This is a genomic window from Hylemonella gracilis ATCC 19624, from assembly GCF_000211835.1.
Classification (GTDB): domain Bacteria; phylum Pseudomonadota; class Gammaproteobacteria; order Burkholderiales; family Burkholderiaceae_C; genus Hylemonella; species Hylemonella gracilis.
In genome coordinates, this window is record NZ_AEGR01000047.1 from 1 (window position 1) to 24,624 (window position 24,624).

A 24,624-nucleotide genomic window follows, 5' to 3' on the forward strand; every position below is an offset into this window, starting at 1 on the left:
CCCGCCATGGATGCCATGGCGGTTTTTTCATGTTGGGCTCGGTGGCCCTACCGCCAGGCGTCATGCGCCAGCCGGCGGGGGCGATTTCAACGTTGCTCGAAAGGCAGCTTGAGTTCGCTCAAGTCCTTGCGCGTCTCCACCAAGATCAGCGGACCTTCGTCGAGCACCACGGGCGCGGGCCGTTCACGCGGCACGTGCACTGGCTTGGGCTCGGCGGCGATGGCGGCTTGCACCGCGGCGACCTTGTCGGCGTCGGAGTTCACCCATTGCAGACCGGCCGTCGAGGCCATCTCGTTCAAGGCACCCACGGGCAGCTTGTAGGACTGGACACGTGGCAGCCTCGTTCCGCTGGCCTGCTTGGCTTGCGGGGCGGCCACGGCCTGGGCTTGCGACGGCTCTGCGGGTGGCGTCATCGCCGGGAGGGGCGCAGCAGCCTGTGCCTGGTCTTCGCCGCCCGTTGATGGTTCGCCTTGCGATTCACCGCCTCGGTTCAGCCCACCGTTGCGTTCACGGCGGTCGCGGCCATAACGGTCGCGTGAACGGCGCTCACGCGGGGCTTGGCCCGAACCGGCTTGGGCCGCGTCGTCCGTGCTCGCGTTCACAACGTCCACGGTCTCCGGCGCCACGGTCAGGGCCTGGCCTGCTTCCAGCACCTCTTGCGGGGCTCGCGCGTCCTGGTCGCCACGGCGAGGACGCTCCTGCCGTTCGCGACGCGGCTGCTCGGTGCCTTCCGCGCGTTCGGCACGCTCCTGGCGCTCCGGGCGTTCACCCCGTTCCGCTCGCTCGGGACGCTCCGCGCGCTCGCCGCGGCCATTGCGAACTTGTTCGCCCCGGTTCTCCTGACGACCGCGTGCCTCACCGTTGCCGTTGTTGCCGTTGCGGGGTGCGCGATCCTGGCGCTGTTCGCCGCCAGCGCCATTGCGGGCGTCGCCGCGAGTCTGGCCCTCACCGCGTTCAGAGCGTTCAGTGCGCTGCTCGCCACGTTCGCCGCGCGCCTGCTGTTCCTGGCGTCCGCGTCCGCCATTGCCGGCATTCGCGCCGCCGTTGGCATTGCCGCGCTGGCGACCTTCACCTCGCGCGTCTTCGCGTCGGCCTTGACCGTCTTCACGGCGACCACCTCGGCCACCATCGCGCCCACCTTCGCGGCGCACCTCCTTCTTGTCGCCGTGCGCGCGACCGGTCGCAGGTTTCGTTTCCGAACCACCGAACAGGCGCTTGATCCAGCCAAAGAAACCGCCCTCGGCATCGCTGCTGGTCGGCTTGGCGGTCTTGTGCACGGCCTGCTTGGCCACCGGGGTCACGGACTTGGGCGCCGGGCTCGGTGTGGGCAGGGGCGCGGGCGGCGCGTCCGGCAGGAAACCCTTGAGCACGGGGGTCTGCTTGTTGGTGGGCTCCTGCGAGCGGCGCGTGATGGCCGTGGGATCTTCGATCTCCTCGGCCATGGCGTAGCTGGCCTCGACGCGGTCCAGGCGCGGGTCGTCGTGCTTCAGGCGCTCCAGCTTGTAGTTGGGCGTTTCCAGCGACTTGTTGGGCACCATCAGCACGTTGAGGCGTTGCTTGAGTTCGATCTTGGTGATCTCGTTGCGCTTCTCGTTGAGCAGGAAAGACGCGACGTCCACGGGGACCTGCACGTGCACGGCCGCCGTGTTGTCCTTCTGGGACTCTTCCTGAATGATGCGCAGGATCTGCAGCGCGCTCGACTCGGTGTCGCGAATGTGGCCGGAACCGCCGCAGCGCGGGCAGGGAATGGACGCGCCTTCGGACAGCGCCGGGCGCAGGCGCTGGCGGCTCATCTCCATCAGGCCGAACTTGGAGATGGTGCCGAACTGCACGCGTGCGCGGTCCTGGCGCAAGGCGTCGCGCAGGCGGTTCTCGACCTCGCGGCGGTTGCGCGACTCCTCCATGTCGATGAAGTCGATGACGATCAGGCCGCCCAGGTCGCGCAGGCGCATCTGGCGCGCCACTTCGTCGGCGGCTTCCAGGTTGGTGCGGGTGGCGGTTTCCTCGATGTCACCGCCCTTGATGGCACGCGCGGAGTTCACGTCCACCGACACCAAGGCTTCGGTGTGGTCGATCACGATGGCGCCGCCCGAGGGCAGGGTGACGGTTCGCGCGTAGGCCGACTCGATCTGGTGCTCGATCTGGAAGCGGCTGAACAGCGGCGCGTTGTCACGGTAGCGCTTCACGCGGGCCGCGTGCTCGGGCATCACGTGGGCCATGAACTGCTGGGCCTGTTCGTACACGTCGTCCGTGTCGATCAGGATGTCGCCGATGTCGCTGTTGAAATAGTCGCGGATGGCGCGGATGACCAGCGAGCTTTCCTGGTAGATCAGGAAAGCGCCCTTGCTGGCCTTGGATGCGGCGTCGATGGCTTCCCAGAGCTTGAGCAGGTAGTTCAGATCCCACTGCAGTTCCGGCGCACTGCGGCCGATGCCCGCTGTGCGCGCGATGATGGACATGCCGTTGGGGTACTCGAGCTGGTCCAGGGCTTCTTTCAGCTCGGCGCGGTCATCACCCTCGATGCGCCGGCTCACGCCGCCGCCGCGCGGGTTGTTGGGCATCAGCACCACGTAGCGACCCGCCAGCGAGACGAAGGAGGTCAGGGCCGCGCCCTTGTTGCCCCGTTCTTCTTTTTCGACCTGGACCAGCAACTCCTGGCCTTCCTTGATCACGTCCTGGATCTTGGCCTGGCTGGGCGAGACGCCCGCGGCGAAGTACTGGCGGGAGATTTCCTTGAAGGGGAGGAAGCCGTGGCGGTCTTCACCGTAATCGACGAAGCAGGCTTCGAGCGAAGGCTCGACGCGGGTGACGACGGCCTTGTAGATGTTGCCCTTGCGCTGTTCGCGCCCTTCGATTTCGATTTCGTAGTCGAGGAGTTTTTGTCCGTCGACGATGGCCAAGCGGCGCTCTTCGGCCTGCGTGGCGTTGATCAGCATCCGTTTCATGGGATGGTTCCTTTGCATCTCAGTTCAGCACACCCGCGCGAAGCGGGAACCGCGCATGCGCGCCCTAGGCGGCTTGCGCAACGGGTGGTGATGCCGGGACTGACGCGAGGAAACGGGGAACTGCCGGGGAGTCGTCGACTCAGGGTGAGAGTCGCGACGCGGGCGTCTGGATGAAGGCGAGAGATGCCGTGGAGACGGCGGTCTGTGAGGTGGTGACCGCCAATCTGGCCGCTGTGGCCAAGATGAGCGGGCCGCGTTCTGTCGCGGGCACGCATGGCGGCTGCACCAGCGCGGGCAGCGCGTACATGACGCGCTGCAGCGGCGGCAGGAGCAGACTCAACAACACAAACATTTCGCTTTGATCCGCCCGCCTGCCCTGATGAATGGCTATTTCACGATCAGGGCGGACGGGCTGGGGTATTCCGTTCAGGGTTTCCTAACGCAGGTCTTGACCTCTGCGGATGGGGGCCACGGCGAACTCGGGTTCACGCATTTGCCCTCGTGGCGGAGGCGGCATCGACCGGCTGGCACGGCCCGAACTGCCGGTTGAGTGATGCGTGAAATAAAATTCAGGCAAATCAACCACTTACGGCGCGGCGCCAGTGAAACACATTATAGATGGCAAATCGGCGGGCGTCAGCCTTTCCACGCAAGCGGCGCGGATTGTGACGGTCGACGAGGAATCGGCGGGCCAGCGCCTGGACAATTTTCTGCTGCGCCAGCTCAAGGGCGTGCCCAAGACCCATGTCTACCGCATCATTCGAAGCGGCGAGGTGCGGGTGAACAAGGGCCGCGCCAACGCAGAGACGCGCGTGCAATCCGGCGACGCGGTGCGCCTGCCGCCGCTGCGGCTGTCCGAGCGGGCGGCGGACAAGGCCGAGGCGATGGCGCACGGGGGCGGCGCACCTGGCCGCGAATTTCCGGTGCTCTTCGAGGACGAGGCCGTGCTGGCCGTGGACAAGCCGGCGGGCGTCGCCGTGCACGGCGGCTCTGGGGTCAGTTTCGGGGTGATCGAGCAGCTGCGCACGGCCCGAGGGTATGGGCAGGCCGGCGGCGCCAAGTTCCTTGAGCTGGTGCACCGGCTCGACCGCGAAACCAGCGGCATCCTCTTGCTGGCCAAGAAACGCAGTGCGCTCAAGGCCTTGCAGGACCAGTTCCGCGAACGGGAGACCGGCAAGACCTACCTCGCCCTGGTTTCGGGCCGGTGGCCTCAGAGCAAGAAAGTGCTGGACAAGCCCTTGCACAAATACCTGTTGGAGGATGGCGAACGGCGGGTCCGGGTCGTGGCCAAGGACGACCCGGAGGGCATGCGTGCCGTGACCTTGGTGAAGGTGCGTCAGGCCTCGGACACCCACAGCCTGCTTGAAGTGACCATCAAGACGGGCCGTACTCACCAGATCCGTGTTCACCTGGCGTCCGAGGGGCACGCGATCGCGGGGGACGACAAGTACGGTGACTTTGAGCTGAACCGGGTATTGCAAAAAGGGGCATCGCCCCTCAAGCGCATGTTTCTCCATGCTTGGCGGCTACAGTTCACCCATCCGGTCAGCGGTGAGCGCATCGAACTCATGTCCGCATTACCGACCGATCTCACCCCGTACCTGCATCAAGTATTGCCCCCTGCCCATGAGTGACCGTTCCCGACGCTACGACCTGATCGCCTTCGACTGGGACGGCACGCTGTTCGACTCGACCGCGATCATCACGCGCAGCATCCAGGAGGCCGTGCGTGACGTGGGCGGCACGGTTCCAAGCGACGAGCGTGCTTCCTACGTGATCGGCATGGCGCTCAGCCAAGCGCTGGCCCACGCCGCGCCTGACGTTCCCCAAGAAAAATATCCGGAACTCGCCGCGCGTTACCGTCACCATTACCTGGCGCACGAAAACGACGTCAGCCTCTTCGATGGCGTGCTGGAGATGTTGGACGCGCTCAAGGGGCGCGGCTACAAGCTGACGGTTGCCACGGGCAAGAACCGAGTGGGGCTGGACCGTGTGCTGCAGGTCGCGCGCTTGCACAACGTCTTCGACGGCACCCGCACGGCGGACGAAACCGCGGGCAAGCCGCATCCGCGCATGTTGCTGGAGCTGATGTTGCAGTTTGGCGCCCCCTCCGAGCGCACCTTGATGATTGGCGACACCACGCACGATCTGCAAATGGCGCTCAACGCCGGATGCGACAGCGTGGGCGTGAGCTACGGCGCGCACGAGCCCGGCACCTTCCATGTCTTGAAGCCGAGGACGATCGCGAACAGCACCCGCGAACTCCACGCCTGGCTCGACGACAATGCCTGACTGCGCCTAAGTTTCATCCGTTCTATCCACGACCCTACAACACCATGAACGAATCTTCTCGCGACGAGCCGGGTTTCGGCGACATCAGTGCCAGTTCATCCTCGTCCGAAACCTCCACGGCCCCCGCGCCCTTGACCGCTCATCCCATCACCGCCGACGCCGAAGCGCCGGGCGCGTCCGATCCCAAGGGGGGGGCGGGGGCTGCCGCCAAGACCTCGAATTCCAAGGCTGCTTCATCCACTGCGTCTGCGACCGCGACCGCGGCCGAACCGGGTTGGGAGCGCGCCGTGCTGGAGAAGCTGGCTTTCGCGTCCTTGAACGAACAGCGTGCCGCGCGCCGCTGGAAGATCGCCAATCGCATGATCTTTCTGTTCCTGTTTTTGCTGATGCTCTGGCTCTTGTTTCGCCCCAGTCATCCCGGCACGGCCACGCCCCAGAAGCACACGGCCGTGGTCAGCATACGGGGGGAGATTTCGTCCGACAGCGAGGCCGGCGCTGATCTGGTGCTGGCCGCGGCCCGCGAGGCGTTCGAAAACACCGATGCCCAGGCGGTGGTGCTGCTGATCGATTCGCCGGGTGGTAGCCCCGTGCAGGCGGGCATCATCAACGACGAGATTCTGCGACTCAAGGCCTTGCATAAGAAGCCGGTTTACGCGGTGGTGGAGGAGTCTTGCGCTTCGGCTGCTTATTACATCGCCGTGTCAGCCGATCGCATCTTCGTGGACAAGGCCAGCATTGTTGGCAGCATTGGCGTGCTCATGGACGGCTTTGGTTTCACGGGGTTGATGGACAAGCTGGGTGTTGAACGCCGTCTCATGACTGCGGGTGAGAACAAGGGTTTCCTGGACCCCTTCAGTCCGCAGACCGTGTCACAGCGTGAGCACGCCCAGGCCATGCTCAATCAGATTCACCAACAGTTCATCGCCGTGGTCAAGGCCGGTCGTGGCAAGCGCCTGCAGGAGACGCCCGACACCTTCAGCGGCCTGTTCTGGACGGGCGAGCAAGCCGTGCAGATGGGGTTGGCCGACCAACTCGGCAGCCTGGGGTACGTGGCGCGCGAGGTGGTGCAAGCCGAGGCCTTGGTGGATTACACCCGAACGCCCAATGTGGCCGAGCGTTTGGCCAAGCGCTTTGGCGCGGCGGTCGGCGCTGGCGCAGTGCGGGCCCTGCAATTGCAGCCTGCACTGCGCTGAGTGGAGCGAAAGTTGGGGCGCGTCTTCAGAAATTGAAGATCGCGCTCAACGTGGTCACCGTCACGTCATTGCTTTGACGGCCCAGCGCATAGGGCCGGGTGTCACGACCCAGACGCAGGGTGAAGTCGCGGCCGGGGGCGTACTGCACGCCCAGGCCATAGTTCAAGCCGAAGTCGTCCACCGTGGCGGCGCCGTCATTGCCCTCATAAAGGGCGCTGGTCTGGCTCAGGCCCAGCTTGCCAAAGATGGCCCAGCTGTCTCGGCTGCCTAAGCCCAGCGGCAGGATGAATAGACCTGCGGCACCGAGACTGCTCAGACTGAAGTCGGTGCCCGGTGCGTCGTAATTGCTCGTGGACAGATAAGAAACTTCCACCGCGAAATTGCGGTTGAACTGCAGGCCCGCCAACAGCTGCAGGCCAGGTGCGGTATCGCTGTCGCTGCCGATCTCCGCGTGTGCCAAGCCCCCGCCCACACCCAGATAAGGCCGCGCGCTTTGGGCGTGGACCGTGTTGCTGAGGCAGGCCAGACTCACCAGCGCTGCGGAAAGGGCGGTTGCGAGCAAGGGGCGGCGCGTGCCGCGAAGGGTGTGATGGGCTTGGGTGTATTGCATCGGACCAGTCTAGCGGGCACCCTGTTTCTCAAGAAGATGTTTTTGCACGTTGCAATGATTGTTACAGCCTGCCTGGATGGCGTTTTCTCTGACCCAGTGTTCAAGCGCCAAGGCTGGCATCGACGGCGCGAGCAAATAACCCTGTAGGGTCGTGCATCCGCAGTGAAGCAAGAAGCCGCGCAGGGCCTCGCTTCCACGCTTTCGGCGATCACTTGTGGTTCAAGGTTGCGCCGGATTTTCAGCAGCGCGTAGGTGTGGAGCCCCCGCGCCTGCGGGTAGTCTTCGATGCCGAGCACGAAGCTGCGGCTCTGCTTCAATTCCTGGACGTGTCGGCGATGCATCAGACCTGGGCTGAAGTAGCCCGTGCCGAAATCGCCCTGAGACAGCGTGATGCTCTGGGCGAGGATGGCGCGCACGGTCGCGAGAACTTCCACGTCGGGGCCTCACCAGCGCAGGATCTGCCATCGTGCGGGTGTGGGTAAATCAAATGGCCGACAGATACCGGGAGCCATGGAGGCGGATCAAAGGCCGATGGCGAACACCGTGGGCAGGTCCAGGGCCCGGTGGGTTGCGTCCCCGCGTCGCTGCCGCCAGTCCTGGACCGCGGCGCTGCGCACGCAGGACTGGGGTAACGTCAGCCCGCTGGCCAGGGCCAGGCGGGTCTCCTTGCGCAGTGTCGTGAGCAAGGCTTCGAACAAGGCGATGTTGCGGTAGGGCGTCTCGATGAAGAGTTGGGTCTGGCCGGTCTTGAGTGCCAGTGTTTCCAGCTCGCGGATGCGCTGGCTGCGCGCCTCGCTGTCCTGTGGCAGGTAGCCGACGAAGGCGAAGTTCTGACCATTCAGTCCGCTGGCGGCCAGGGCCAGCAGCAGCGAAACCGGGCCGACCAGCGGAACCACTTCCATGCCCAAGGCATGCGCGGCACGCACCACCGAACTGCCGGGGTCGGCCACGGCGGGCATGCCAGCCTCGCTGAGCAAACCCATGTCCTGCCCTTGCAGGGCCGCAGCCAACAGGGGGCGTGCATCGAAACCATGGGGTGCATCGGGCCGGTGGTCTCCCTTTTTGTGCACCACGCGCGGCAGTTCGTGGATCGTCTGAGCCTGCAGTGGCGCAGCCAGGGGGTGGTGTTCGTTCACGCGCTTGAGGTAGGCGCGCGCGCTTTTGGCGTTCTCGCAGATCCAGTGCGTGAGGCGGGCGGCGGTTTGCAGGGTCGCCGCGGGCAGTGTCTGGTCCAGTGGTGTCGGACTGTCCGTGCCGAAGTCCAGCGGCGCTGGCACGAGGTAGAGCCGGCCGCGGGCGGTGGCCGCCGGCGCCGTTGCGCCCCCCGAGTTGGTTTCAGCGCTCATGCCAGCAGGGGCAAGCCGGCGGCGCGCAGCATCCGCGCCGTGCGGATCAAGGGTAGGCCGACCAGGGCAGTCGGATCGTCGCTGTCGATCGCGTCGAGCAGGGCGATGCCCAGGCCCTCGCTCTTGGCACTGCCCGCGCAGTCGTACGGTTGTTCCGCCCGCAGGTAAAACTCAATCTCGGCGTCGCTGAGCGCGCGAAAGCGCACGCGCACGGCGGCCAAGTCCAGTTGTTCGAAGCCGCTGCCCTGGCAGACCACGGCGACCGCGGTCTGGAAGATCACCGTGCGCCCGCGCATGCGGCGCAGCTGCTCCGTGGCGCGTTCATGCGTGCCCGGCTTGCCCAGGGGCTCGCCGCCCAGATCGGCCACCTGGTCAGAGCCAATGACCACGGCTTCGGGGTGGCGAGCCGCCACGGCGCGCGCCTTGGCCAGGGCCAGGCGGCGGGCCAGATCGGGCGGGCGTTCTCCAGGCTGGGGGGTTTCGTCCACGTCCGGAGCGGCGACGTCAAAGGGCAGGCGCAGACGCTGCAGCAGCTCACGCCGGTAGACCGAGGTGGAGCCAAGCAGCAGGGGGCGGGGAAGGGAAGAGGGCATGGCGCAATTCTCTTACACTGCGCCGCCAACTTTCCTTTTCGCGTCCTGTCGCTTGCCGGTCCCCGTCCATGAATGCCTATCACCCTCGTCACCTCGATGTTGCCGCCTTCGCGGGTGCGGGCGCCGTGCTGGAACGCGACGATGCTCAAGCCGACTTCGAGCGAGTGCTGGCCGAGACCGACGGACGGGGTGCGGACCGCGCCGTTCACTGGCGGGCCGAGGGCGAGCGGCAGGAGGATGCCAGCGGGCATGCGCGCCACTGGCTGCATCTGCGCGCCGAGACCGTGCTGTCGCTGACCTGCCAGCGTTGCCTGGAGCCGGTGGACATGCCCTTGGCTGTGGAACGGAGTTTCCGTTTCGTATCGACCGAAGCCCAGGCTGAGATCGAAGACGAGGAGTCGCAAGAAGATGTGCTGGCCATCAGCCGGGAGTTTGACCTACTGGCCCTGGTGGAGGACGAACTGCTGATGGAGCTGCCCTTGGCGCCCACGCACGAGAACTGTCCGAGTCAGCCCTCTTTCACCGTGGCCGATGCGGATTTCAAGGAGATTGCCGAGGACAAGCCAAATCCTTTCGCCGCCCTGGCGGCCTTGCGTCCTGGCAAGGGCGGGAAGGGCTGAGGCGGCGGGCGAACCGGCACCTGATATTGCTTTGTGGCGCTGCTGCTATAATGGCGGGCTTCGTGCGGCTGCGGGCTTTCTGCGGCGCGCCGCGCTTTGTGTCCAACCCGTTCTTACCCCTTGCGCCATGGGTGCCGTGTCTAGGCATCCTGTCCTGGGAATCCAAGGAGTCCATCATGGCCGTTCAACAGAACAAGAAGTCGCCCTCCAAGCGTGGCATGCACCGTTCCCACAATGCGCTGGGGACGCCCGGTCTGGCCGTCGAGCCGACCACTGGTGAAACCCATCTGCGCCATCACATCAGCCCCAACGGTTTTTACCGTGGACGCAAGGTGCTGAAGACCAAGTCCGAAGCCTGAGCTTCGCCTCAGTCTTTGCGGTCCGGTGCCGTTCCGGTCGCCAGGGCTCCGACTTGATGCAGACCTTTTCATCCGCGTCAGCCATGCGCAGTGCTTCCTTGTACTGCGCATTTTCATATGGGGTGCCGCTGTGCTGCGGTTCTCACTTCCGCGTGCTTGGTGGGGTACGCCCATCTTTTTCACGCGCGCTTGAAGCGCGCGCGTTCAGCTCATGATCACCCTTGCTGTGGACTGCATGGGGGGCGATCACGGCCCCCGCGTCACGCTGCCCGCGTGCCGTCGCTTCCTGGAACAACACCCTGACGCCCAATTGCTCCTGGTTGGCCAAAGCGATGCCTTGGCTGGTTTCAAGCACGAGCGCGCCCGCGTCGTTCCCGCCGCTGAAGTGGTGGGCATGGATGATCCCATCGAGGTCGCCTTGCGTCGCAAGCGGGATTCCTCCATGCGGGTCGCCATCGAGCAGGTCAAGGACGGTGCCGCCCAGGCGGCGGTGTCCGCTGGTAACACCGGCGCCTTGATGGCCATTGCCCGCTACGTGCTCAAGACGGTGGAGGGCGTGGACCGCCCGGCCATTGCGACGCAACTGCCCAACGCCAAGGGCGGTGCGACCACGGTGCTGGATCTGGGTGCCAATGTCGATTGCACGGCGGAGCACCTGCTGCAGTTCGCCGTGATGGGTTCGGCCCTGGTCTCGGTGCTGCAGCATGTCGACGGACAGCCTGATCCGAATCCGACCGTCGGCCTGCTCAACATCGGCGAGGAAGTCATCAAAGGCAACGAAGTCATCAAGCGCGCGGGTGAGCTGCTGCGCTCGGCGGCCGAGTCTGGTGATCTGAACTTCCACGGCAATGTGGAAGGCAATGACATCTTCAAGGGCACGACGGACATCGTGGTGTGCGACGGTTTTGTTGGCAACGTGGCGCTCAAGACCACCGAGGGCCTTGCTTCCATGATCGGGGGCTTTCTCAAGAAAGAATTCGCGCGCAATCCCTTGACCTGGATATCCGCGCTTTTCGCCTTGCCGGTGTTGCTTGCCTTCCGCAAGCGCATCGATCACCGCCGTTACAACGGCGCGGCGTTGCTGGGTCTGCGAGGCCTGGTCTTCAAGAGCCATGGCTCGGCCGATGAATTGGCGTTTCGCCATGCCTTGAGCCGCGCGTATGATGCAGCCCGCAATCAGCTGCTGCAGAGGGTGGAAGCCCGCATCGCGCATGCCGCGCCGCTGCTCAACAGTGTGGCGGCGACTGTGGTGACCCCCGCCTGACGCCCGCTTGGCGTCGCCCTCGGCGCCGGACATGTCGCTTGCATGAGCGGGCACATGCCATGTGCCCCAGCAAATTTGCTGGGTTGTAATGCAGGCGACGCGGTCTATCGACAACATGACGACAAGCCGAGCCCCGTGCTCAGGCGCAGAACAAACCAGAACAGATCCATGAGACTTTATTCCCGCATTACCGGCACCGGCAGCTTCCTGCCGCCACAGCGTCTGACCAATGCCGACCTCGCGGCCCGGTTGGCTGCCGATGGCGTTGAAACGTCCGACGATTGGATCGTCGAGCGCACCGGCATCCGCGCGCGCCACTTCGCCGCCGAAGGCGTGATGAGCAGTGATCTGGGCGCTGAGGCCGCGCGCCGCGCGTTGCAGGCCGCGGGCCTGGCGGCGAGCGACATCGACCTCATCATCGTGGCGACCTCGACGCCGGACATGATTTTTCCGTCGACCGCCGTCATCCTGCAGAACAAGATCGGCGCGAATGGTTGCCAGGCTTTCGACGTGCAGGCTGTGTGCAGCGGTTTCATCTATGCCCTGACCGTCGCGGATTCCATGATCCGCGCCGGTGCCGCGAGCAAGGCCCTGGTGGTGGGCGCCGAGGTGTTCTCGCGCATCATCGACTTCAAGGACCGCACGACCTGCGTGCTGTTTGGCGACGGTGCCGGCGCCGTGGTGCTGCAGGCCAGCGAGACGCCGGGCATCTTGTCCAGCGACCTCAAGGCCGACGGCAAGCATGTGGGCATTCTGTGCACGCCGGGCACGGTGGCTGCTGGTAAGGTGCTGGGCGACCCCTTCCTGAAGATGGACGGTCAGGCCGTGTTCAAGCAGGCGGTGACCGTGCTGGATGAAGCCTCGCGCGCGGTCCTGGCCAAGGCCGGCAAGACCGAGGCCGACATCGATTGGCTGGTGCCGCACCAAGCCAACATCCGCATCATGATGGGCGCCGCCAAGAAGTTGAAGCTGGCGCCCGAGAAGGTCGTGGTCACGGTGGACCAGCATGGCAACACCTCGGCGGCCTCGATTCCGCTGGCGCTGGACCATGGCGTGCGCCAAGGTCAAGTCAAACGAGGCGATACCGTCTTGCTCGAAGCCGTGGGTGGCGGTCTGACCTGGGGCGCGGTGCTGCTCACTTATTGATACGACGCGTGGCGTGGGTCTCCGGTCCGCTGGGCCTGCACGACTGTCACCACGTACAAGCTACAAGGAAGAAGATCGATGAAGTCTTTCGCATTTGTGTTTCCGGGTCAGGGCTCGCAATCGGTGGGCATGCTGGATGCCTGGGGGGATCATCCCGAGGTGGCCAAGACCTTGCAGGAAGCGTCCGCTGCCCTCGGCGAGGATGTCGCCAAGCTGATCAAGGAAGGTCCCAAGGAAACGCTGGCGCTGACCACCAACACCCAGCCCGTGATGCTGGTGGCTGGCGTGGCGGCCTACCGTGTTTGGATGGCCGAGACTGGCGTCGCGCCCGTGGCGGTTGCAGGGCACTCGCTGGGCGAGTACTCCGCGCTGGTGGCCGCGGGCGTGTTGACCTTGTCGCAAGCCGTGCCTCTGGTGCGCCTGCGTGCGCAGGCCATGCAGGAGGCCGTGCCCGTGGGCACGGGGGCCATGGCCGCCATCCTGGGCCTGGACGCGGCCAAGGTGCGTGAGGTTTGCGCCACGGTCAGCCAGGCCAGCGGGGAAGTGGCTGAAGCGGTGAACTTCAACGATCCCGGCCAGACCGTGATCGCGGGCAGCAAGGCCGGCGTTGAGCAGGCCTGCGAGGCGCTCAAGGCCGCTGGCGCCAAGCGTGCGCTGCCTCTGCCTGTCTCCGCGCCTTTCCACTCCAGCCTCATGAAGCCTGCGGCCGAGAAGCTCAAGCTGAAGCTGGCCCAGGTGGAACTCAAGACCCCCCAGATTCCCCTGGTCAACAACATCGATGTCGCGGTCGAGACGAATGCCGATCGTATTCGCGACGCTTTGTACCGCCAGGCCTATGGCCCGGTGCGGTGGGTGGAGTGCGTTCAGGCCCTCAAGGCCAGCGGTGTGACGAACATCGTGGAATGTGGTCCTGGCAAGGTGTTGGCAGGCATGGTCAAGCGCATCGACGCGGAGTTGACGGGCCTGCCGCTGTTCGATCCGGCCACCTTGGCCGAAGTGAAAGCCGCTCTGGCCTGAGCGGAGGAAGAAGCAATGAGCGACATCAAATTCGAAGGGCAGATTGCCCTGGTCACGGGCGCAACCCGTGGCATCGGCGCGGCGATCGCGCTGCAATTGGCGAGCCGTGGCGTCAAAGTCATCGGCACGGCCACGAGCGACGAGGGCGCAGCGAAGATTGGCGCCGCACTGGCAGCCCACGGTGGCAAGGGCATCAAGCTTGATGTGACCGACGCCGCCGCGGCCGAAGCCGCGATGGATGCCATCGTCAAGGAGCATGGCGCGATCCACGTGCTGGTCAACAACGCCGGCATCACGCGTGACAACCTGGCCATGCGCATGAAGGACGAGGAATGGGATGCGGTGCTGGACACCAACCTCAAGGCCGTGTTCCGCCTTTCCCGCGCGGTGATCCGGCCGATGATGAAACAGCGGTATGGCCGCATCGTCAGCATCACCTCGGTGGTGGGGGCCTCCGGTAATCCTGGGCAGGCCAATTACGCCGCGGCCAAGGCGGGCTTGGCCGGCATGACGCGCGCCCTGGCTCGCGAACTGGGCAGCCGCAACATCACCGTGAACTGCGTAGCACCTGGATTCATCGAAACCGACATGACCGCGGTTCTGCCTGAAGAACAGCAAAAGGCCCTGCTGGGCCAGATCCCGTTGGGTCATCTTGGCAAGCCCGCCGATATCGCGCACGCCGTCGCTTATTTGGCGTCTCCCGAGGCTGCTTATGTGACCGGGCAAGAACTGCACGTCAACGGCGGCATGTTCATGGCGTGAAATTTTCGTTCCCCGATCCTGGCTGTGGTCCAGGATTTGCTGTGTTTGACTAGCGAAGTCAGTGGCATTCGGTCAGGGGCCGTAACATTTACCGTCGGTGATTCGGGCTAACCCTGAATCCAGGGCGGGTAAAATCAACCTTTCCTCACAACCCTAAGGAACCCGTTTAAGGGGCATCAGAAAATGAGCGATATCGAAGCACGCGTCAAGAAAATCATCGCCGAACAACTCGGCGTCGAAGAGTCCCAGGTGACCAATGAGAAGGCTTTCGTGGCTGATCTGGGCGCTGACTCGCTCGACACCGTGGAATTGGTGATGGCCTTGGAAGACGAGTTCGGCATCGAGATCCCGGACGAAGACGCCGAGAAGATCACCACGGTGCAAGCTGCCATCGACTACGCCAAGGCGCACCAGAAGTAATCGGATCTCCGATCCGCTTCGCTTGATGAGGGTGGCGCGGTCTCGCGCCACCTCATATTTTTCCTAGATTGCACAGAAATCTATGTCCCGTCGTCGCGTCGTCGTCACAGGACTGGGCTGCATCAGCCCGGTCGGCAACACTGTGGCCGAGTCCTGGACCAACCTGCTGGCTGGCCGTTCCGGCGTTGAACTGGTCACCAAGTTCGATGCCAGCGCCCTGACCACCCGGTTCGCCGGCCAGGTTCAAGGCTTTGATCTAGAGAAGTACATCACGTCCAAGGAAGCGCGGACGATGGACACTTTCATTCAGTACGGTATCGCCGCCGCTGTCCAGGCCGTTGAAGATGCGGGCCTGAAGACTGGCGAGGCCCTGGGTGATCCCGAGGCTGAACGCATCGGATGCATGATCGGCTCGGGCATTGGTGGTCTGCCGCTGATCGAGGAATCTCACATCGAATTCCTGAATCGCGGCCCGCGCCGCTTGTCGCCCTTCTTCGTGCCGGCGTCCATCATCAACATGATCTCGGGTCATGTGTCGATGCGCTACGGCTTCAAGGGCCCCAACATGGCCATCGTGACCGCTTGCACCACGGGCTTGCACAACATCGGTGATGCCGGTCGCCTGATCGAGTATGGCGATGCCGATGTGATGGTCGCGGGTGGCTCCGAGAGCCAGATCTCTCCCCTGGGCATCGGCGGTTTCGCCGCCATGCGCGCGCTGTCGACGCGCAACGACGACCCCAAGACGGCGTCGCGCCCCTGGGACAAGGACCGCGACGGCTTCGTGCTGGGCGAGGGCGCGGGCGTTCTCGTGCTGGAAGAATACGAACACGCGAAGAAGCGTGGTGCCAAGATCTACGCCGAACTGGCGGGTTTTGGTTTGAGCGCGGATGCCGGACACATGACGGCACCGAACATGGATGGCCCTCGTCGCGCCATGTTGGGTGCGCTGCGCAATGCGGGCATCAACGCCGACCAGGTGGATTACCTCAACGCGCACGGAACTTCCACGCCGTTGGGTGACGTGAACGAAACCAATGCGATCAAAGCGGCCTTGGGTGATCACGCCAAGGACAAGCTCGTGGTCAGTTCGACGAAGTCGATGACCGGCCATTTGCTGGGGGGCGCGGGAGGCATCGAATCGGTCTTCACCGTTCTAGCCCTCCACGAACAGAAGATTCCGCCGACCATCAATATCTTCAACCAGGATCCTGAGTGCGATCTCGACTACTGCGCCAACACGGCACGGGATGCGAAGATCAACTTCGCGCTCAAGAATAATTTCGGGTTCGGCGGCACCAACGGCGCGCTGGTTTTCAAGCGCGTCTGACACGCCACGCTTCAGCCCATGCGCAACGCCCCGTCGGTGAGTTACCCGGTGGGGCGTTCGTTTTTGCGAGCGCTGCTGCACGGTGGTGCATTGGCATTCGTGGGGCTGGTCGGTGCTGCCTGGGCCATGCTGGCCCGCTCAGACGAGGTGGGGCGGTGGGGCATGGGTCTCGCCTGTCTGCTGGTGACTTTGCCATTGGCATGGGCCTTGGTCCGTCCGGAGCGAGGACGCCTGCGTTGGGACGGACAAGAGTGGTTCTGGACCGATGACGCGCAAACTGCAGTCGAAGACCTGCCGGGCCAAGTCCATGTGCGGCTGGACTGGCAAAGTGGCATGCTGCTTGAGTTCACTCCTGTGTCCTTGTCTTTGCCGTCACCAGTCGAAGGTTCCTCGGCCCAACGGCCTCCCGAGCGTTCAGGGCGTACCCGCTGGCTGTGGGTGGAGCGAGGCCAGGCACCTGCGTACTGGAATGCCCTGCGCCGTGCGGCCTGGGCGGGAGCAGGTAATCCGACGAAAGCGCCTGCATGAAGCAGGAGGGGCAAACCCGCGATCTGGACGCTGCCGCAGCGTCTGCCGGGCGGGTTGACCTGCAGCTGGTCGAACGTACCCTGGCTGGCGATGCCCGTGCTTTCGAACTGCTGGTACTGAAGTACCGGCGCCGCATCGAGCGCCTGATCGGGCGCATGGTGCGCGACGTGGATCTGGTCGAGGACCTGGCTCAAGAGACCTTTATCCGCGCCTACCGGGCCTTGCATCAGTTCCGCGGGGATGCCCAGTTTTACACCTGGTTGTACCGTATCGCCGTCAATACCACCAAGAAAACCCTGCTCGGATTGAAAAATGATCCGTTGGCCATGGGCATGGCTGCCTCCGTGGCTGGCGAAGATGGCGATGAGGATGAAACTTTTTTGACCACTCGGGAACCAACAGCGGAAGACACCCCGGAAACGCTGCTGGCGGCGCGCGAGATCGCCGCCGCGGTGCAAGGCGCGCTGGAGGCCTTGCCTGACGATCTGCGCCAGGCACTGGTATTGCGTGAATTGGATGGCCTGAGCTATGAAGAAATCGCCATCGCCATGGCGAGCCCGGTCGGCACGGTCCGTTCGCGCATCTTTCGTGCCCGTGAGGCGGTGTCGGCAAAGGTTCGACCGCTGCTGGAGCGGCAGGGTGGCAAGCGTTGGTAGGTCCGCATGGCAGGGTATGGGAGCGCCTCATGGAGCATCAAAAATTGACATCGTTGAATCCGGTTTCGCCAGAGGGCGCTCAATCTGACCTCGCCACTGGCGCAGAGGTTTCCCCGCATGCTTTGGTGTCGGTTCTGCTGGACGGTGAGTTGAAAGGGGATGAATTCGCCCAGGCATGTGCGGTCTTGGAAACCGACATCAACGCCAGGCAGCGTTGGCAGGACTATCAACTGATCGGCGAGGCCCTGCGACGAGGTGGGAACGGGGGGTGGGTGCCTGACTTGGCGGTCCGCACGCACGATGAGATTTTCTTGTCTCGCTTGCGCGCGCAAATCACGATGGAGAACCCGCCTCTTGAACTGGCCCTTGGCCGCATGGAACATCCTTCGGAACAAACCCCATCCGATCAATGGCGTCGCGCGCGCATGCGGGGCAATGACCCCTATGGAGCTTGGAGGTTTACGGCAGGCTTGTGCGCCTTGGTCGTGGTCACCATGCTGGGTTGGCAGGGCGTCACCGGTTTGCAGTCCGCTTCCCAGGCGCGACAACTGGCCCAGGCCCGCCCCGAGGCGCCTTCCGCAATTCCATCGGCCTCGGGGCGTCGCGCGACGGTTCAACAGGCCTCGGCGCGTGTCTATGCCTCGCCCATTGATCGGGTGGCCTTCACGTCCTCCGCGGTGGGGGTGGAGCAACCGTTTCTCGCCCCTCAAGCGCTGGGGCAGGATGCACCCATGGTCATGTTGCGCGACCCTCGCTTGGACCGTTTGATGGCCCGCCAAGTGGGGGGCATGGTTCGCTCTTCATCCGATGGTCGCATGACGCGTCCCCGCCTGGGTCGTCCTGGCGTGGCGGCGCAGGGGGTGTTGGTCAACCTCGAGAAGAGCCCGACCTTGCCTCGCTGACAGCCCGCCGCAGATTCTTTTCACAACTTCATCTGCATGCGCTTGGGCGTTAAAACGGCTCGCGCAGAATTCCAATTCATAACAATCTCGCATGAGGTCTTGCATGTCTCATTCTTCGCCTCGTATCTCGGTTTTTTGGCGTGTTCCGGTTCTGGTCTTCGTCTTCGTGGTGTCGGTCGCGGGCGTCCTGCCCGTGGCCATCGCGCAGAGCCGAGGGCTGCCAGATTTCACGGATCTGGTTGAACAAGTCGGACCCTCCGTGGTCAACATCCGCACGCTGGAAAAAGTCTCCACTGCCCGTGGCGGCATGAATGGCATGGATGAGGAAACGTTGGAATTTTTCCGTCGTTTCGGCCTGCCGGTGCCCCCTGGCTCGGGGCCGCGCTCCGACCGCAATCAACCGGCCCAGCCGGAGGAGCAGCGCCCGCGTGGCGTCGGTTCCGGCTTCATCCTTTCGTCGGATGGCTACGTCATGACCAACGCGCACGTGGTGGACGGCGCGGACGAAGTCTATGTCACCTTGCCCGACAAGCGTGAGTTCAAGGCCAAGATCATTGGTTCGGACAAGCGCACGGACGTGGCCGTGGTCAAGATCGAGGCCAGCGGCCTGCCCGCCGTCAAGGTGGGTGACGTGAACAAGCTGCGCGTCGGGGAATGGGTGATGGCCATTGGTTCGCCCTTTGGCCTTGAGAACACCGTGACGGCGGGCATCGTCAGCGCCAAGCAGCGGGACACGGGTGATTACCTCCCGTTGATTCAGACCGACGTGGCCATCAATCCAGGGAACTCCGGTGGGCCGCTGATCAATCTGCGCGGCGAGGTGGTCGGCATCAACAGTCAGATTTATTCCCGCTCGGGTGGGTACATGGGCATCGCTTTCGCCATCCCGATCGACGAGGCCATGCGCGTCAGCGATCAGTTGCGAGCCACGGGCAAAGTCACCCGCGGGCGCATTGGCGTGCAGATCGATCAGGTCAGCAAGGATGTTGCCGAGGCGATCGGCTTGGGCAAGCCTGAAGGTGCGTTGGTGCGGGCCGTGGAGTCGGGTTCCCCGGCGGAAAAAGCCGGTGTCGAGGCTGGTGACATCATTCTGCGGCTCGATGGCAAGGCGATCGAGAAGGTGTCCGACTTGCCCCGCATGGTGGGTGGACTGAAGCCGGGTGCTCGCGCCACGGTGACCGTGTTCCGGCGCGGTGCGCGCAAGGACTTGACCGTCACCATCGGCGAGTTCGCGTCTGAGCAGACAGCCGAGGCGGGGCCTGCAGAGGAGCCTCGCGTTGCCTCCACCGATGCACTCGGGCTGCGTGTGACGGACTTGACCGAGGCGCAGAAGCGAGATCTCAAGCTCAAGGGCGGCGTGCGGGTGGAAGCCGCCGGCAACGCGGCCGCGCGCGCGGGCTTGCGCGCGGGAGATGTGATCCTGGCCCTGGCGAATGTGGAAGTGGGATCGGTACGCCAGTTCGAGGCGGTGCTTGCCAAGCTGGATCAGAGTCGCCCAGTGCAAGTGCTCTTTCGTCGCGGTGAGTGGGCGCAGTACGCCGTGATACGCCCGCAGCGCTAATGCCCTGAATACTGGACAAAAAAACAGGGTTAAAAAGTGAATTTGGGCAGTTTCCTGGTCAGGAAACTAAAAAAAATTCCTTTTTTTTGAAGTCGAGCCGCGCGCCAGATCGAAAGTTTGTGGATGCTCACAAACTTTCGATCAACCGATTTGGGTAGAATAAGCCACTTGCATACCGCCCTTTGAGGCATAAGCAGTGAACCTGAAACCACGATACGGGATTTCCGCCGGGTGTGCACCGTTGCTCCACAGATCTCCCACAACTTGTCCAAGGCATCTCGCGCGTGAACTGTTAATAAGTTGTTTATAAATGCCTTGTTGTGACGTCGCAACGTAGGGGTAGAGCGATTTTTGGGGCTGTACGAGGGGGGCTTTTTGCCTACAATGAAGTCCCAACTATCGCAGTTGCCATAGATTGTTGGTTCAGGGCGCGTCACGACTCGACGCGCCCTTTTTTCTTGCCGTCGCATTGTTTGTGCCCTGTTAAATCAATCACTTAAGCGTTCCCTTTGATGAAGCACATCAGAAATTTTTCGATCATTGCGCACATCGATCACGGCAAATCCACGCTCGCGGACCGTCTGATTCAACGCTGCGGTGGCCTGGCCGAGCGGGAGATGGAAGCGCAAGTACTCGACTCGATGGACATCGAGAAAGAGCGTGGGATAACTATCAAGGCGCAGACCGCAGCGCTCCAATACACGGCGCGTGACGGGCAGATCTACAACCTCAATCTGATCGACACGCCAGGGCACGTGGACTTCTCCTACGAGGTCTCGCGTTCCCTTTCCGCGTGCGAGGGTGGGTTGCTCGTCGTGGACGCCTCGCAAGGTGTGGAAGCGCAGACGGTGGCGAACTGCTACACCGCGCTCGACCTTGGCGTCGAAGTGCTGCCAGTGCTGAACAAGATGGACTTGCCGCAGGCCGATCCTGAGCGCGCCAAGGAAGAGATCGAGGACGTGATCGGCATCGACGCCTCGGGCGCCATTCCCTGTTCTGCCAAGACGGGCATGGGGGTGGAAGACATTCTGGAGGCCATCGTCGCCAAGATCCCGGCGCCACGCGGTAATCCGAACGCGCCGCTGCGCGCCATGATCATTGACAGCTGGTTCGACAGCTACGTCGGCGTCGTCATGCTGGTTCGGGTCGTGGACGGCCGCCTGCAAAAGGGCGAGCGCATCAAGTTGATGGCCAACGGCTCCGCCTACGAAGCTGGCAGCCTGGGCGTTTTCACACCCGCCAACCAGCCGCGTGACAGCCTGGAGGCGGGCGAGGTGGGGTACGTCATCGCCGGCATCAAGGAACTGACGGCCGCCAAGGTGGGCGACACCGTGACGCTGGAAAAGAAGCTGCCGAACAATTTGGGGCCGGCGACCGAGGCCCTCCCGGGCTTCAAGGAAATCCAGCCGCAGGTCTTTGCCGGCCTGTACCCCACGGAAGCCAACCAGTACGACGCACTGCGAGACAGCCTGGAAAAGCTCAAGCTCAACGATGCCTCGCTGCACTACGAGCCGGAAGTGTCGCAAGCCTTGGGCTTCGGCTTTCGCTGCGGTTTCCTGGGCCTGCTGCACATGGAAATCGTGCAGGAGCGCCTGGAGCGGGAGTTTGACCAGGACCTGATCACGACCGCCCCCAGCGTGGTCTATGAGGTGCTCAGAGGCGATGGCGAGGTGCTCAAGGTCGAGAACCCTTCCAAGATGCCCGAGCAGAGCCAGATTCAGGAAATCCGCGAGCCGATCGTGACAGTGCACCTCTACATGCCGCAGGAGTATGTGGGCGCGGTGATGACACTGGCCAACGAAAAGCGTGGCATGCAGATCAACATGAACTACCACGGCCGGCAGGTGATGCTCACCTACGAAATGCCCTTGGGTGAGATCGTGCTGGACTTCTTTGACAAGCTCAAGAGCGTGAGTCGCGGCTACGCCAGCATGGACTATGAGTTCAAGGAGTACCGCGCCTCGGACGTGGTCAAGGTGGACATCCTGCTCAACGGCGATAAAGTGGACGCCTTGTCCATCATCGTGCACCGCAGTCAGTCGCAGTACCGAGGTCGTGCCGTTGCGGCCAAGATGCGAGAAATCATCAGCCGCCAGCAGTTCGACGTGGCGATCCAGGCTGCCATCGGCGCCAACATCATCGCGCGCGAGAACATCAAGGCGCTGCGCAAAAACGTGCTGGCAAAATGCTATGGCGGCGACATCACCCGCAAGAAGAAGCTGCTCGAAAAGCAGAAGGCCGGCAAGAAACGCATGAAGCAGATCGGCTCTGTCGAGGTGCCCCAGGAAGCCTTCCTGGCCATTCTGCAGGTGGAAGATTAAGAAACAACATGGTTATGCAATATCTGACTGCCTGCGTGCTGGCCGCCTTCGCGAGCTACATCGGTGCCTGGTACCTGGGTGCGATCGAGGGCAATTTCGCCTTGCTGCTGTTCCTGGCCACCTTCGTGACGGGCCTGTACTGGTTGGGGGAGCGCTTTTACTTCCTGCCCCGACGCAAGGCCGCCGCGGCCCGGCTGGAGGCCGAGGCGCGGCAGCGACGCACATTGGCGGCCGAGGGGGGCGAATCCGCCTCCGATGAGCTGGCGCAGGCGCGGGGTCGCCTGCTGGCTCAACCCTGGTGGCTGGACTGGACGGCGGGCCTGTTCCCGGTCATCGCGGCGGTCTTCCTGCTGCGTTCCTTTTTGTTCGAGCCCTTCAAGATTCCCTCCGGCTCCATGATCCCGACGCTGCTGGTCGGCGACCTGATCCTGGTCAACAAATACCACTACGGCGTTCGCCTGCCGGTCATCAACACCAAGATCACCGAAGGCAAGCCGGTGGCGCGCGGCGATGTGATGGTCTTTCGCTTTCCGCCCCGGCCCAGCCAGGACTACATCAAGCGCGTGGTGGGTTTGCCGGGTGACGAAGTGGTTTACGCCAACAAGCGCCTGACCATCAATGGGCAGGCGGTTCCCACGAACGATCTGCCTGAATTCTTTGACGAAGACGCCATGCGTTACTTCAAGCAGTATGGCGAGATCCTCGGCGCCCCGGCGCAACCCAAGCCACATCGACTGATCGTGGACACCACCCGTCGCGGCGGCTTCGCCGAGGCGGAGATTGGCAACTACCCTTTCCGGGAGGCCTGCGGCTACAACGAGGAAGGTGTGCGCTGCAGGGTGCCCGCGGGACACTATTTCGTGATGGGCGACAACCGCGATAATTCACTCGATTCGCGCTACTGGGGCTTCGTGCCGGATGAGAACATCGTGGGCAAGGCCTTCATGATCTGGATGAACTTCAGCGACTTCAAGCGCATCGGGTTCTTCGATTGAGACTCCCCCCACGGATGCGTCTCGCCATGCTGGCGAGGGCGCGGAAAAACCAGAGGCAACGTGGCTGATCTGAGCACTTTGCAGATGCGTCTGCAGGACCACCTGCAGCGCCCCTTCACCGACGCGGCACTGTTGCAGCGCGCGTTGACGCACCGCAGCTTCTGCGCCGACCACAACGAGCGCTTGGAGTTCCTGGGCGATTCGGTGTTGAACTTGGCCGTGGCCGATCTGCTCTACCAGCGCCTGCATGCGCTGCCCGAGGGCGATCTGTCGCGCATTCGCGCCAATCTGGTGAAACAGGAAACCCTGCACCAGCTGGCCATGGAGCTTGGTCTGTCCGATCTGCTGCGCCTGGGGGAGGGTGAATTGCGTTCTGGCGGGAACAAGCGCCCCTCCATCCTGGCCGATGCATTGGAAGCCCTGATTGGCGCGGTCTACTTGGACGCGGGGTACGCCGCCGCCCAGGCCTTGGTGCACCACCTGTACGAAAAGGTCGAGGTCACGCCCCAGATGCAGGCCAGCGCCAAGGACCCCAAGACCGAGTTGCAGGAGTGGTTGCAGGCGCGCAAGCTCAAGCTGCCCCAGTACCGGGTCGTGGCGACCACGGGCGCGGCGCACCGTCAGACCTTCGACGTGGAATGCGAGGTCTCTGAATTTCAGCTGACCGAGCGCGGCATTGGCGGGTCCCGCCGGGCCGGAGAGCAGGCCGCAGCGGCGGCCATGTTGCAAACCTTGAAAGCGCGGGGCGTGTCGTGAGCACATCCTCGAACCAGAACTCGCCCCGCATGGAGCGGGTATGACCATGCCTGACACGAACACGCCCGAAGTTGTACCCGCCCGACGTTGCGGATTGATTGCGATTGTGGGCAAGCCCAATGTCGGCAAGTCGACCCTGCTCAACGCCTTGGTGGGGCAGAAGATCAGCATCACCTCGCGCAAGGCCCAGACCACGCGCCACCGCATCACGGGCATTCGCACCGTGGGCCCGACCCAGTTCGTCTTCGCGGACACGCCGGGTTTCCAGACCCGCCATGGCAACGCGCTCAACCGCTCACTCAACAAGACCGTGCAGGGCGCGGTGGGCGATGTCGATCTGGTGCTTTTCGTGGTGGAGGCTGGCAGCTTCAATCAAGCCGATGAGCAGGTGCTGAAGTTGCTGGCCCAGGGCGTGCCCGTCCTGTTGATCGCCAACAAGCTCGACACCATCAAGCACCGCGCCGAACTCGCGCCCTGGCTTCAGGAGATGCAGCACCGCTTTGAACGCCTCGGCGCGAAGGCCGAGATGGTGCCGCTGTCGGCCAAGAATCCCAAGGATGTTGAGCGTTTGCTGGGCCTGTGCGAGAAATATCTGCCCGAGCAGGATTGGTGGTACAGTGAAGACGAGCTGACCGACCGCAGCGAAAAATTCCTCGCCAGCGAAATCGTGCGCGAGAAGCTCTTTCGCCTGACGGGCGACGAGCTGCCTTACACCTCCACGGTCGTGATTGACAAGTTCGAGGAAGAACCGGGCAAGACAGCCAGCCGCTTCGTCAAGATCGCCGCCACCATCATCGTCGAGCGAGATGGGCACAAGGCCATGGTGATCGGTGACAAGGGCGAGCGGCTCAAGCGCATTGGCATGGAGGCGCGCCAGGAGCTGGAGAAGCTGATGGATGCCAAGGTCTTCCTGGAGCTCTGGGTCAAGGTGCGGTCCGGCTGGGCCGACGACGAGGCCCGGGTCCGTTCCTTCGGGTATGAATAGGATCCCCCCCGTTGCTCCCCCAC

At 63.7% G+C, this 24,624-nt stretch carries 24 protein-coding genes; 19 read left to right on the forward strand and 5 right to left on the reverse strand.

The genetic code is table 11. The features are described 5' to 3' along the window. Positions 1–86 precede the first annotated feature (86 nt). Both HGR_RS05765 and HGR_RS05770 read right to left on the reverse strand, forming a co-directional pair. On the reverse strand, positions 87–2,945 hold the full coding sequence (locus tag HGR_RS05765) for an Rne/Rng family ribonuclease (protein WP_006297192.1): 2,859 nt from the start codon (positions 2,943–2,945) through the stop codon (positions 87–89). A gap of 139 nt (positions 2,946–3,084) precedes the next feature. Next, positions 3,085–3,288 carry a hypothetical protein gene (locus HGR_RS05770; RefSeq protein WP_169312674.1) on the reverse strand — a complete coding sequence of 68 codons (204 nt, stop codon included), beginning with the start codon at positions 3,286–3,288 and terminating at the stop codon, positions 3,085–3,087. Positions 3,289–3,547: 259 nt separating this feature from the next. Here HGR_RS05770 and HGR_RS05775 point away from each other — a divergent pair, with 259 nt between their 5' ends. From HGR_RS05775 to HGR_RS05785, 3 genes are read left to right on the forward strand one after another with little or no spacing between them, the layout of a single operon-like run. Next, the gene (locus HGR_RS05775) at positions 3,548–4,579 is read left to right on the forward strand and encodes an RluA family pseudouridine synthase (RefSeq protein ID WP_039852615.1); all 1,032 of its coding nucleotides are present in this window, start codon (positions 3,548–3,550) and stop codon (positions 4,577–4,579) included. Further along, positions 4,572–5,237 carry an HAD family hydrolase gene (locus tag HGR_RS05780; RefSeq protein WP_006297195.1) on the forward strand — a complete coding sequence of 222 codons (666 nt, stop codon included), beginning with the start codon at positions 4,572–4,574 and terminating at the stop codon, positions 5,235–5,237. The genes HGR_RS05775 and HGR_RS05780 overlap by 8 nt, the downstream gene beginning before the upstream one ends. Before the next feature lie 44 nt (positions 5,238–5,281). Further along, the gene (locus tag HGR_RS05785; protein ID WP_006297196.1) at positions 5,282–6,430 is read left to right on the forward strand and encodes a S49 family peptidase; all 1,149 of its coding nucleotides are present in this window, start codon (positions 5,282–5,284) and stop codon (positions 6,428–6,430) included. A 25-nt stretch (positions 6,431–6,455) separates the two neighbouring features. Here HGR_RS05785 and HGR_RS05790 read toward each other — a convergent pair whose 3' ends face one another. From HGR_RS05790 to HGR_RS05805, 3 genes are all read right to left on the reverse strand, one after another. After that, positions 6,456–7,040, reverse strand: coding sequence for a porin family protein (locus HGR_RS05790; protein WP_006297197.1), 585 nt, complete (start codon positions 7,038–7,040; stop codon positions 6,456–6,458). 521 nt (positions 7,041–7,561) lie between these two features. Next, a complete protein-coding gene (locus HGR_RS05800) occupies positions 7,562–8,386 on the reverse strand; it encodes an SAM-dependent methyltransferase (RefSeq protein ID WP_006297199.1) in 825 nt (274 codons plus the stop codon). Then, positions 8,383–8,979, reverse strand: coding sequence for a Maf family nucleotide pyrophosphatase (locus HGR_RS05805; RefSeq protein WP_006297200.1), 597 nt, complete (start codon positions 8,977–8,979; stop codon positions 8,383–8,385). The genes HGR_RS05800 and HGR_RS05805 overlap by 4 nt, the downstream gene beginning before the upstream one ends. 68 nt (positions 8,980–9,047) lie before the next feature. On the opposite strand from HGR_RS05805, the gene HGR_RS05810 reads away from it, so the two are divergent. From HGR_RS05810 to era, 16 genes are all read left to right on the forward strand, one after another. Further along, on the forward strand, positions 9,048–9,599 hold the full coding sequence (locus HGR_RS05810; protein ID WP_006297201.1) for a YceD family protein: 552 nt from the start codon (positions 9,048–9,050) through the stop codon (positions 9,597–9,599). Between the two features lie 176 nt (positions 9,600–9,775). Continuing rightward, positions 9,776–9,958, forward strand: coding sequence for a 50S ribosomal protein L32 (gene rpmF / locus HGR_RS05815; protein WP_006297202.1), 183 nt, complete (start codon positions 9,776–9,778; stop codon positions 9,956–9,958). Positions 9,959–10,169: 211 nt separating this feature from the next. Next, positions 10,170–11,222: a phosphate acyltransferase PlsX gene (gene plsX / locus HGR_RS05820; protein ID WP_006297203.1), complete on the forward strand. Its 1,053-nt coding sequence runs from the start codon at positions 10,170–10,172 to the stop codon at positions 11,220–11,222. A 168-nt stretch (positions 11,223–11,390) separates the two neighbouring features. Beyond that, positions 11,391–12,368 carry a beta-ketoacyl-ACP synthase III gene (locus HGR_RS05825; RefSeq protein ID WP_006297204.1) on the forward strand — a complete coding sequence of 326 codons (978 nt, stop codon included), beginning with the start codon at positions 11,391–11,393 and terminating at the stop codon, positions 12,366–12,368. A gap of 78 nt (positions 12,369–12,446) precedes the next feature. Continuing rightward, entirely contained in the window at positions 12,447–13,385 is a 939-nt protein-coding gene (fabD, locus tag HGR_RS05830) for an ACP S-malonyltransferase (RefSeq protein ID WP_006297205.1), read from the forward strand. Between the two features lie 15 nt (positions 13,386–13,400). Continuing rightward, positions 13,401–14,147, forward strand: coding sequence for a 3-oxoacyl-ACP reductase FabG (gene fabG, locus HGR_RS05835; RefSeq protein ID WP_006297206.1), 747 nt, complete (start codon positions 13,401–13,403; stop codon positions 14,145–14,147). 183 nt (positions 14,148–14,330) lie between these two features. Beyond that, positions 14,331–14,567 carry an acyl carrier protein gene (gene acpP / locus HGR_RS05840; RefSeq protein WP_006297207.1) on the forward strand — a complete coding sequence of 79 codons (237 nt, stop codon included), beginning with the start codon at positions 14,331–14,333 and terminating at the stop codon, positions 14,565–14,567. Between the two features lie 82 nt (positions 14,568–14,649). Beyond that, positions 14,650–15,897 (forward strand): beta-ketoacyl-ACP synthase II, encoded by a 1,248-nt coding sequence (gene fabF / locus HGR_RS05845; protein WP_006297208.1) that lies wholly within the window; start codon positions 14,650–14,652, stop codon positions 15,895–15,897. A gap of 18 nt (positions 15,898–15,915) precedes the next feature. Next, positions 15,916–16,425, forward strand: a complete 510-nt coding sequence (locus tag HGR_RS17240; protein WP_138922414.1) for a hypothetical protein — start codon at positions 15,916–15,918, stop codon at positions 16,423–16,425. Continuing rightward, a complete protein-coding gene (locus tag HGR_RS05850) occupies positions 16,422–17,081 on the forward strand; it encodes a sigma-70 family RNA polymerase sigma factor (protein ID WP_006297209.1) in 660 nt (219 codons plus the stop codon). The genes HGR_RS17240 and HGR_RS05850 overlap by 4 nt, the downstream gene beginning before the upstream one ends. 125 nt (positions 17,082–17,206) lie before the next feature. Continuing rightward, positions 17,207–17,983 (forward strand): sigma-E factor negative regulatory protein, encoded by a 777-nt coding sequence (locus tag HGR_RS05855; RefSeq protein ID WP_169312676.1) that lies wholly within the window; start codon positions 17,207–17,209, stop codon positions 17,981–17,983. Positions 17,984–18,086: 103 nt separating this feature from the next. Then, positions 18,087–19,544: a DegQ family serine endoprotease gene (locus tag HGR_RS05860; protein WP_006297212.1), complete on the forward strand. Its 1,458-nt coding sequence runs from the start codon at positions 18,087–18,089 to the stop codon at positions 19,542–19,544. A gap of 512 nt (positions 19,545–20,056) precedes the next feature. After that, positions 20,057–21,865 carry a translation elongation factor 4 gene (lepA, locus tag HGR_RS05865; RefSeq protein WP_006297214.1) on the forward strand — a complete coding sequence of 603 codons (1,809 nt, stop codon included), beginning with the start codon at positions 20,057–20,059 and terminating at the stop codon, positions 21,863–21,865. 14 nt (positions 21,866–21,879) lie between these two features. After that, a complete protein-coding gene (gene lepB / locus HGR_RS05870) occupies positions 21,880–22,860 on the forward strand; it encodes a signal peptidase I (protein ID WP_006297215.1) in 981 nt (326 codons plus the stop codon). Between the two features lie 84 nt (positions 22,861–22,944). Beyond that, positions 22,945–23,616: a ribonuclease III gene (rnc, locus tag HGR_RS05875; protein WP_006297216.1), complete on the forward strand. Its 672-nt coding sequence runs from the start codon at positions 22,945–22,947 to the stop codon at positions 23,614–23,616. Between the two features lie 46 nt (positions 23,617–23,662). Further along, positions 23,663–24,601 carry a GTPase Era gene (gene era, locus HGR_RS05880; protein ID WP_237701375.1) on the forward strand — a complete coding sequence of 313 codons (939 nt, stop codon included), beginning with the start codon at positions 23,663–23,665 and terminating at the stop codon, positions 24,599–24,601. The last annotated feature ends 23 nt before the right edge of the window (positions 24,602–24,624 follow it).

Bases quoted from the DNA above. Each gene is read 5' to 3' on its own strand.
- HGR_RS05765 (WP_006297192.1), bottom strand. From the start codon at position 2,945: ATGAAACGGATGCTGATCAACGCCACGCAGGCCGAAGAGCGCCGCTTG.
- HGR_RS05780 (WP_006297195.1), top strand. From the start codon at position 4,572: ATGAGTGACCGTTCCCGACGCTACGACCTGATCGCCTTCGACTGGGAC.
- HGR_RS05785 (WP_006297196.1), top strand. From the start codon at position 5,282: ATGAACGAATCTTCTCGCGACGAGCCGGGTTTCGGCGACATCAGTGCC.
- HGR_RS05790 (WP_006297197.1), bottom strand. From the start codon at position 7,040: ATGCAATACACCCAAGCCCATCACACCCTTCGCGGCACGCGCCGCCCC.
- HGR_RS05800 (WP_006297199.1), bottom strand. From the start codon at position 8,386: ATGAGCGCTGAAACCAACTCGGGGGGCGCAACGGCGCCGGCGGCCACC.
- HGR_RS05805 (WP_006297200.1), bottom strand. From the start codon at position 8,979: ATGCCCTCTTCCCTTCCCCGCCCCCTGCTGCTTGGCTCCACCTCGGTC.
- HGR_RS05810 (WP_006297201.1), top strand. From the start codon at position 9,048: ATGAATGCCTATCACCCTCGTCACCTCGATGTTGCCGCCTTCGCGGGT.
- rpmF (WP_006297202.1), top strand. From the start codon at position 9,776: ATGGCCGTTCAACAGAACAAGAAGTCGCCCTCCAAGCGTGGCATGCAC.
- plsX (WP_006297203.1), top strand. From the start codon at position 10,170: ATGATCACCCTTGCTGTGGACTGCATGGGGGGCGATCACGGCCCCCGC.
- HGR_RS05825 (WP_006297204.1), top strand. From the start codon at position 11,391: ATGAGACTTTATTCCCGCATTACCGGCACCGGCAGCTTCCTGCCGCCA.
- fabD (WP_006297205.1), top strand. From the start codon at position 12,447: ATGAAGTCTTTCGCATTTGTGTTTCCGGGTCAGGGCTCGCAATCGGTG.
- fabG (WP_006297206.1), top strand. From the start codon at position 13,401: ATGAGCGACATCAAATTCGAAGGGCAGATTGCCCTGGTCACGGGCGCA.
- acpP (WP_006297207.1), top strand. From the start codon at position 14,331: ATGAGCGATATCGAAGCACGCGTCAAGAAAATCATCGCCGAACAACTC.
- fabF (WP_006297208.1), top strand. From the start codon at position 14,650: ATGTCCCGTCGTCGCGTCGTCGTCACAGGACTGGGCTGCATCAGCCCG.
- HGR_RS17240 (WP_138922414.1), top strand. From the start codon at position 15,916: ATGCGCAACGCCCCGTCGGTGAGTTACCCGGTGGGGCGTTCGTTTTTG.
- HGR_RS05850 (WP_006297209.1), top strand. From the start codon at position 16,422: ATGAAGCAGGAGGGGCAAACCCGCGATCTGGACGCTGCCGCAGCGTCT.
- HGR_RS05860 (WP_006297212.1), top strand. From the start codon at position 18,087: ATGTCTCATTCTTCGCCTCGTATCTCGGTTTTTTGGCGTGTTCCGGTT.
- lepA (WP_006297214.1), top strand. From the start codon at position 20,057: ATGAAGCACATCAGAAATTTTTCGATCATTGCGCACATCGATCACGGC.
- lepB (WP_006297215.1), top strand. From the start codon at position 21,880: ATGCAATATCTGACTGCCTGCGTGCTGGCCGCCTTCGCGAGCTACATC.
- rnc (WP_006297216.1), top strand. From the start codon at position 22,945: ATGCGTCTGCAGGACCACCTGCAGCGCCCCTTCACCGACGCGGCACTG.
- era (WP_237701375.1), top strand. From the start codon at position 23,663: ATGCCTGACACGAACACGCCCGAAGTTGTACCCGCCCGACGTTGCGGA.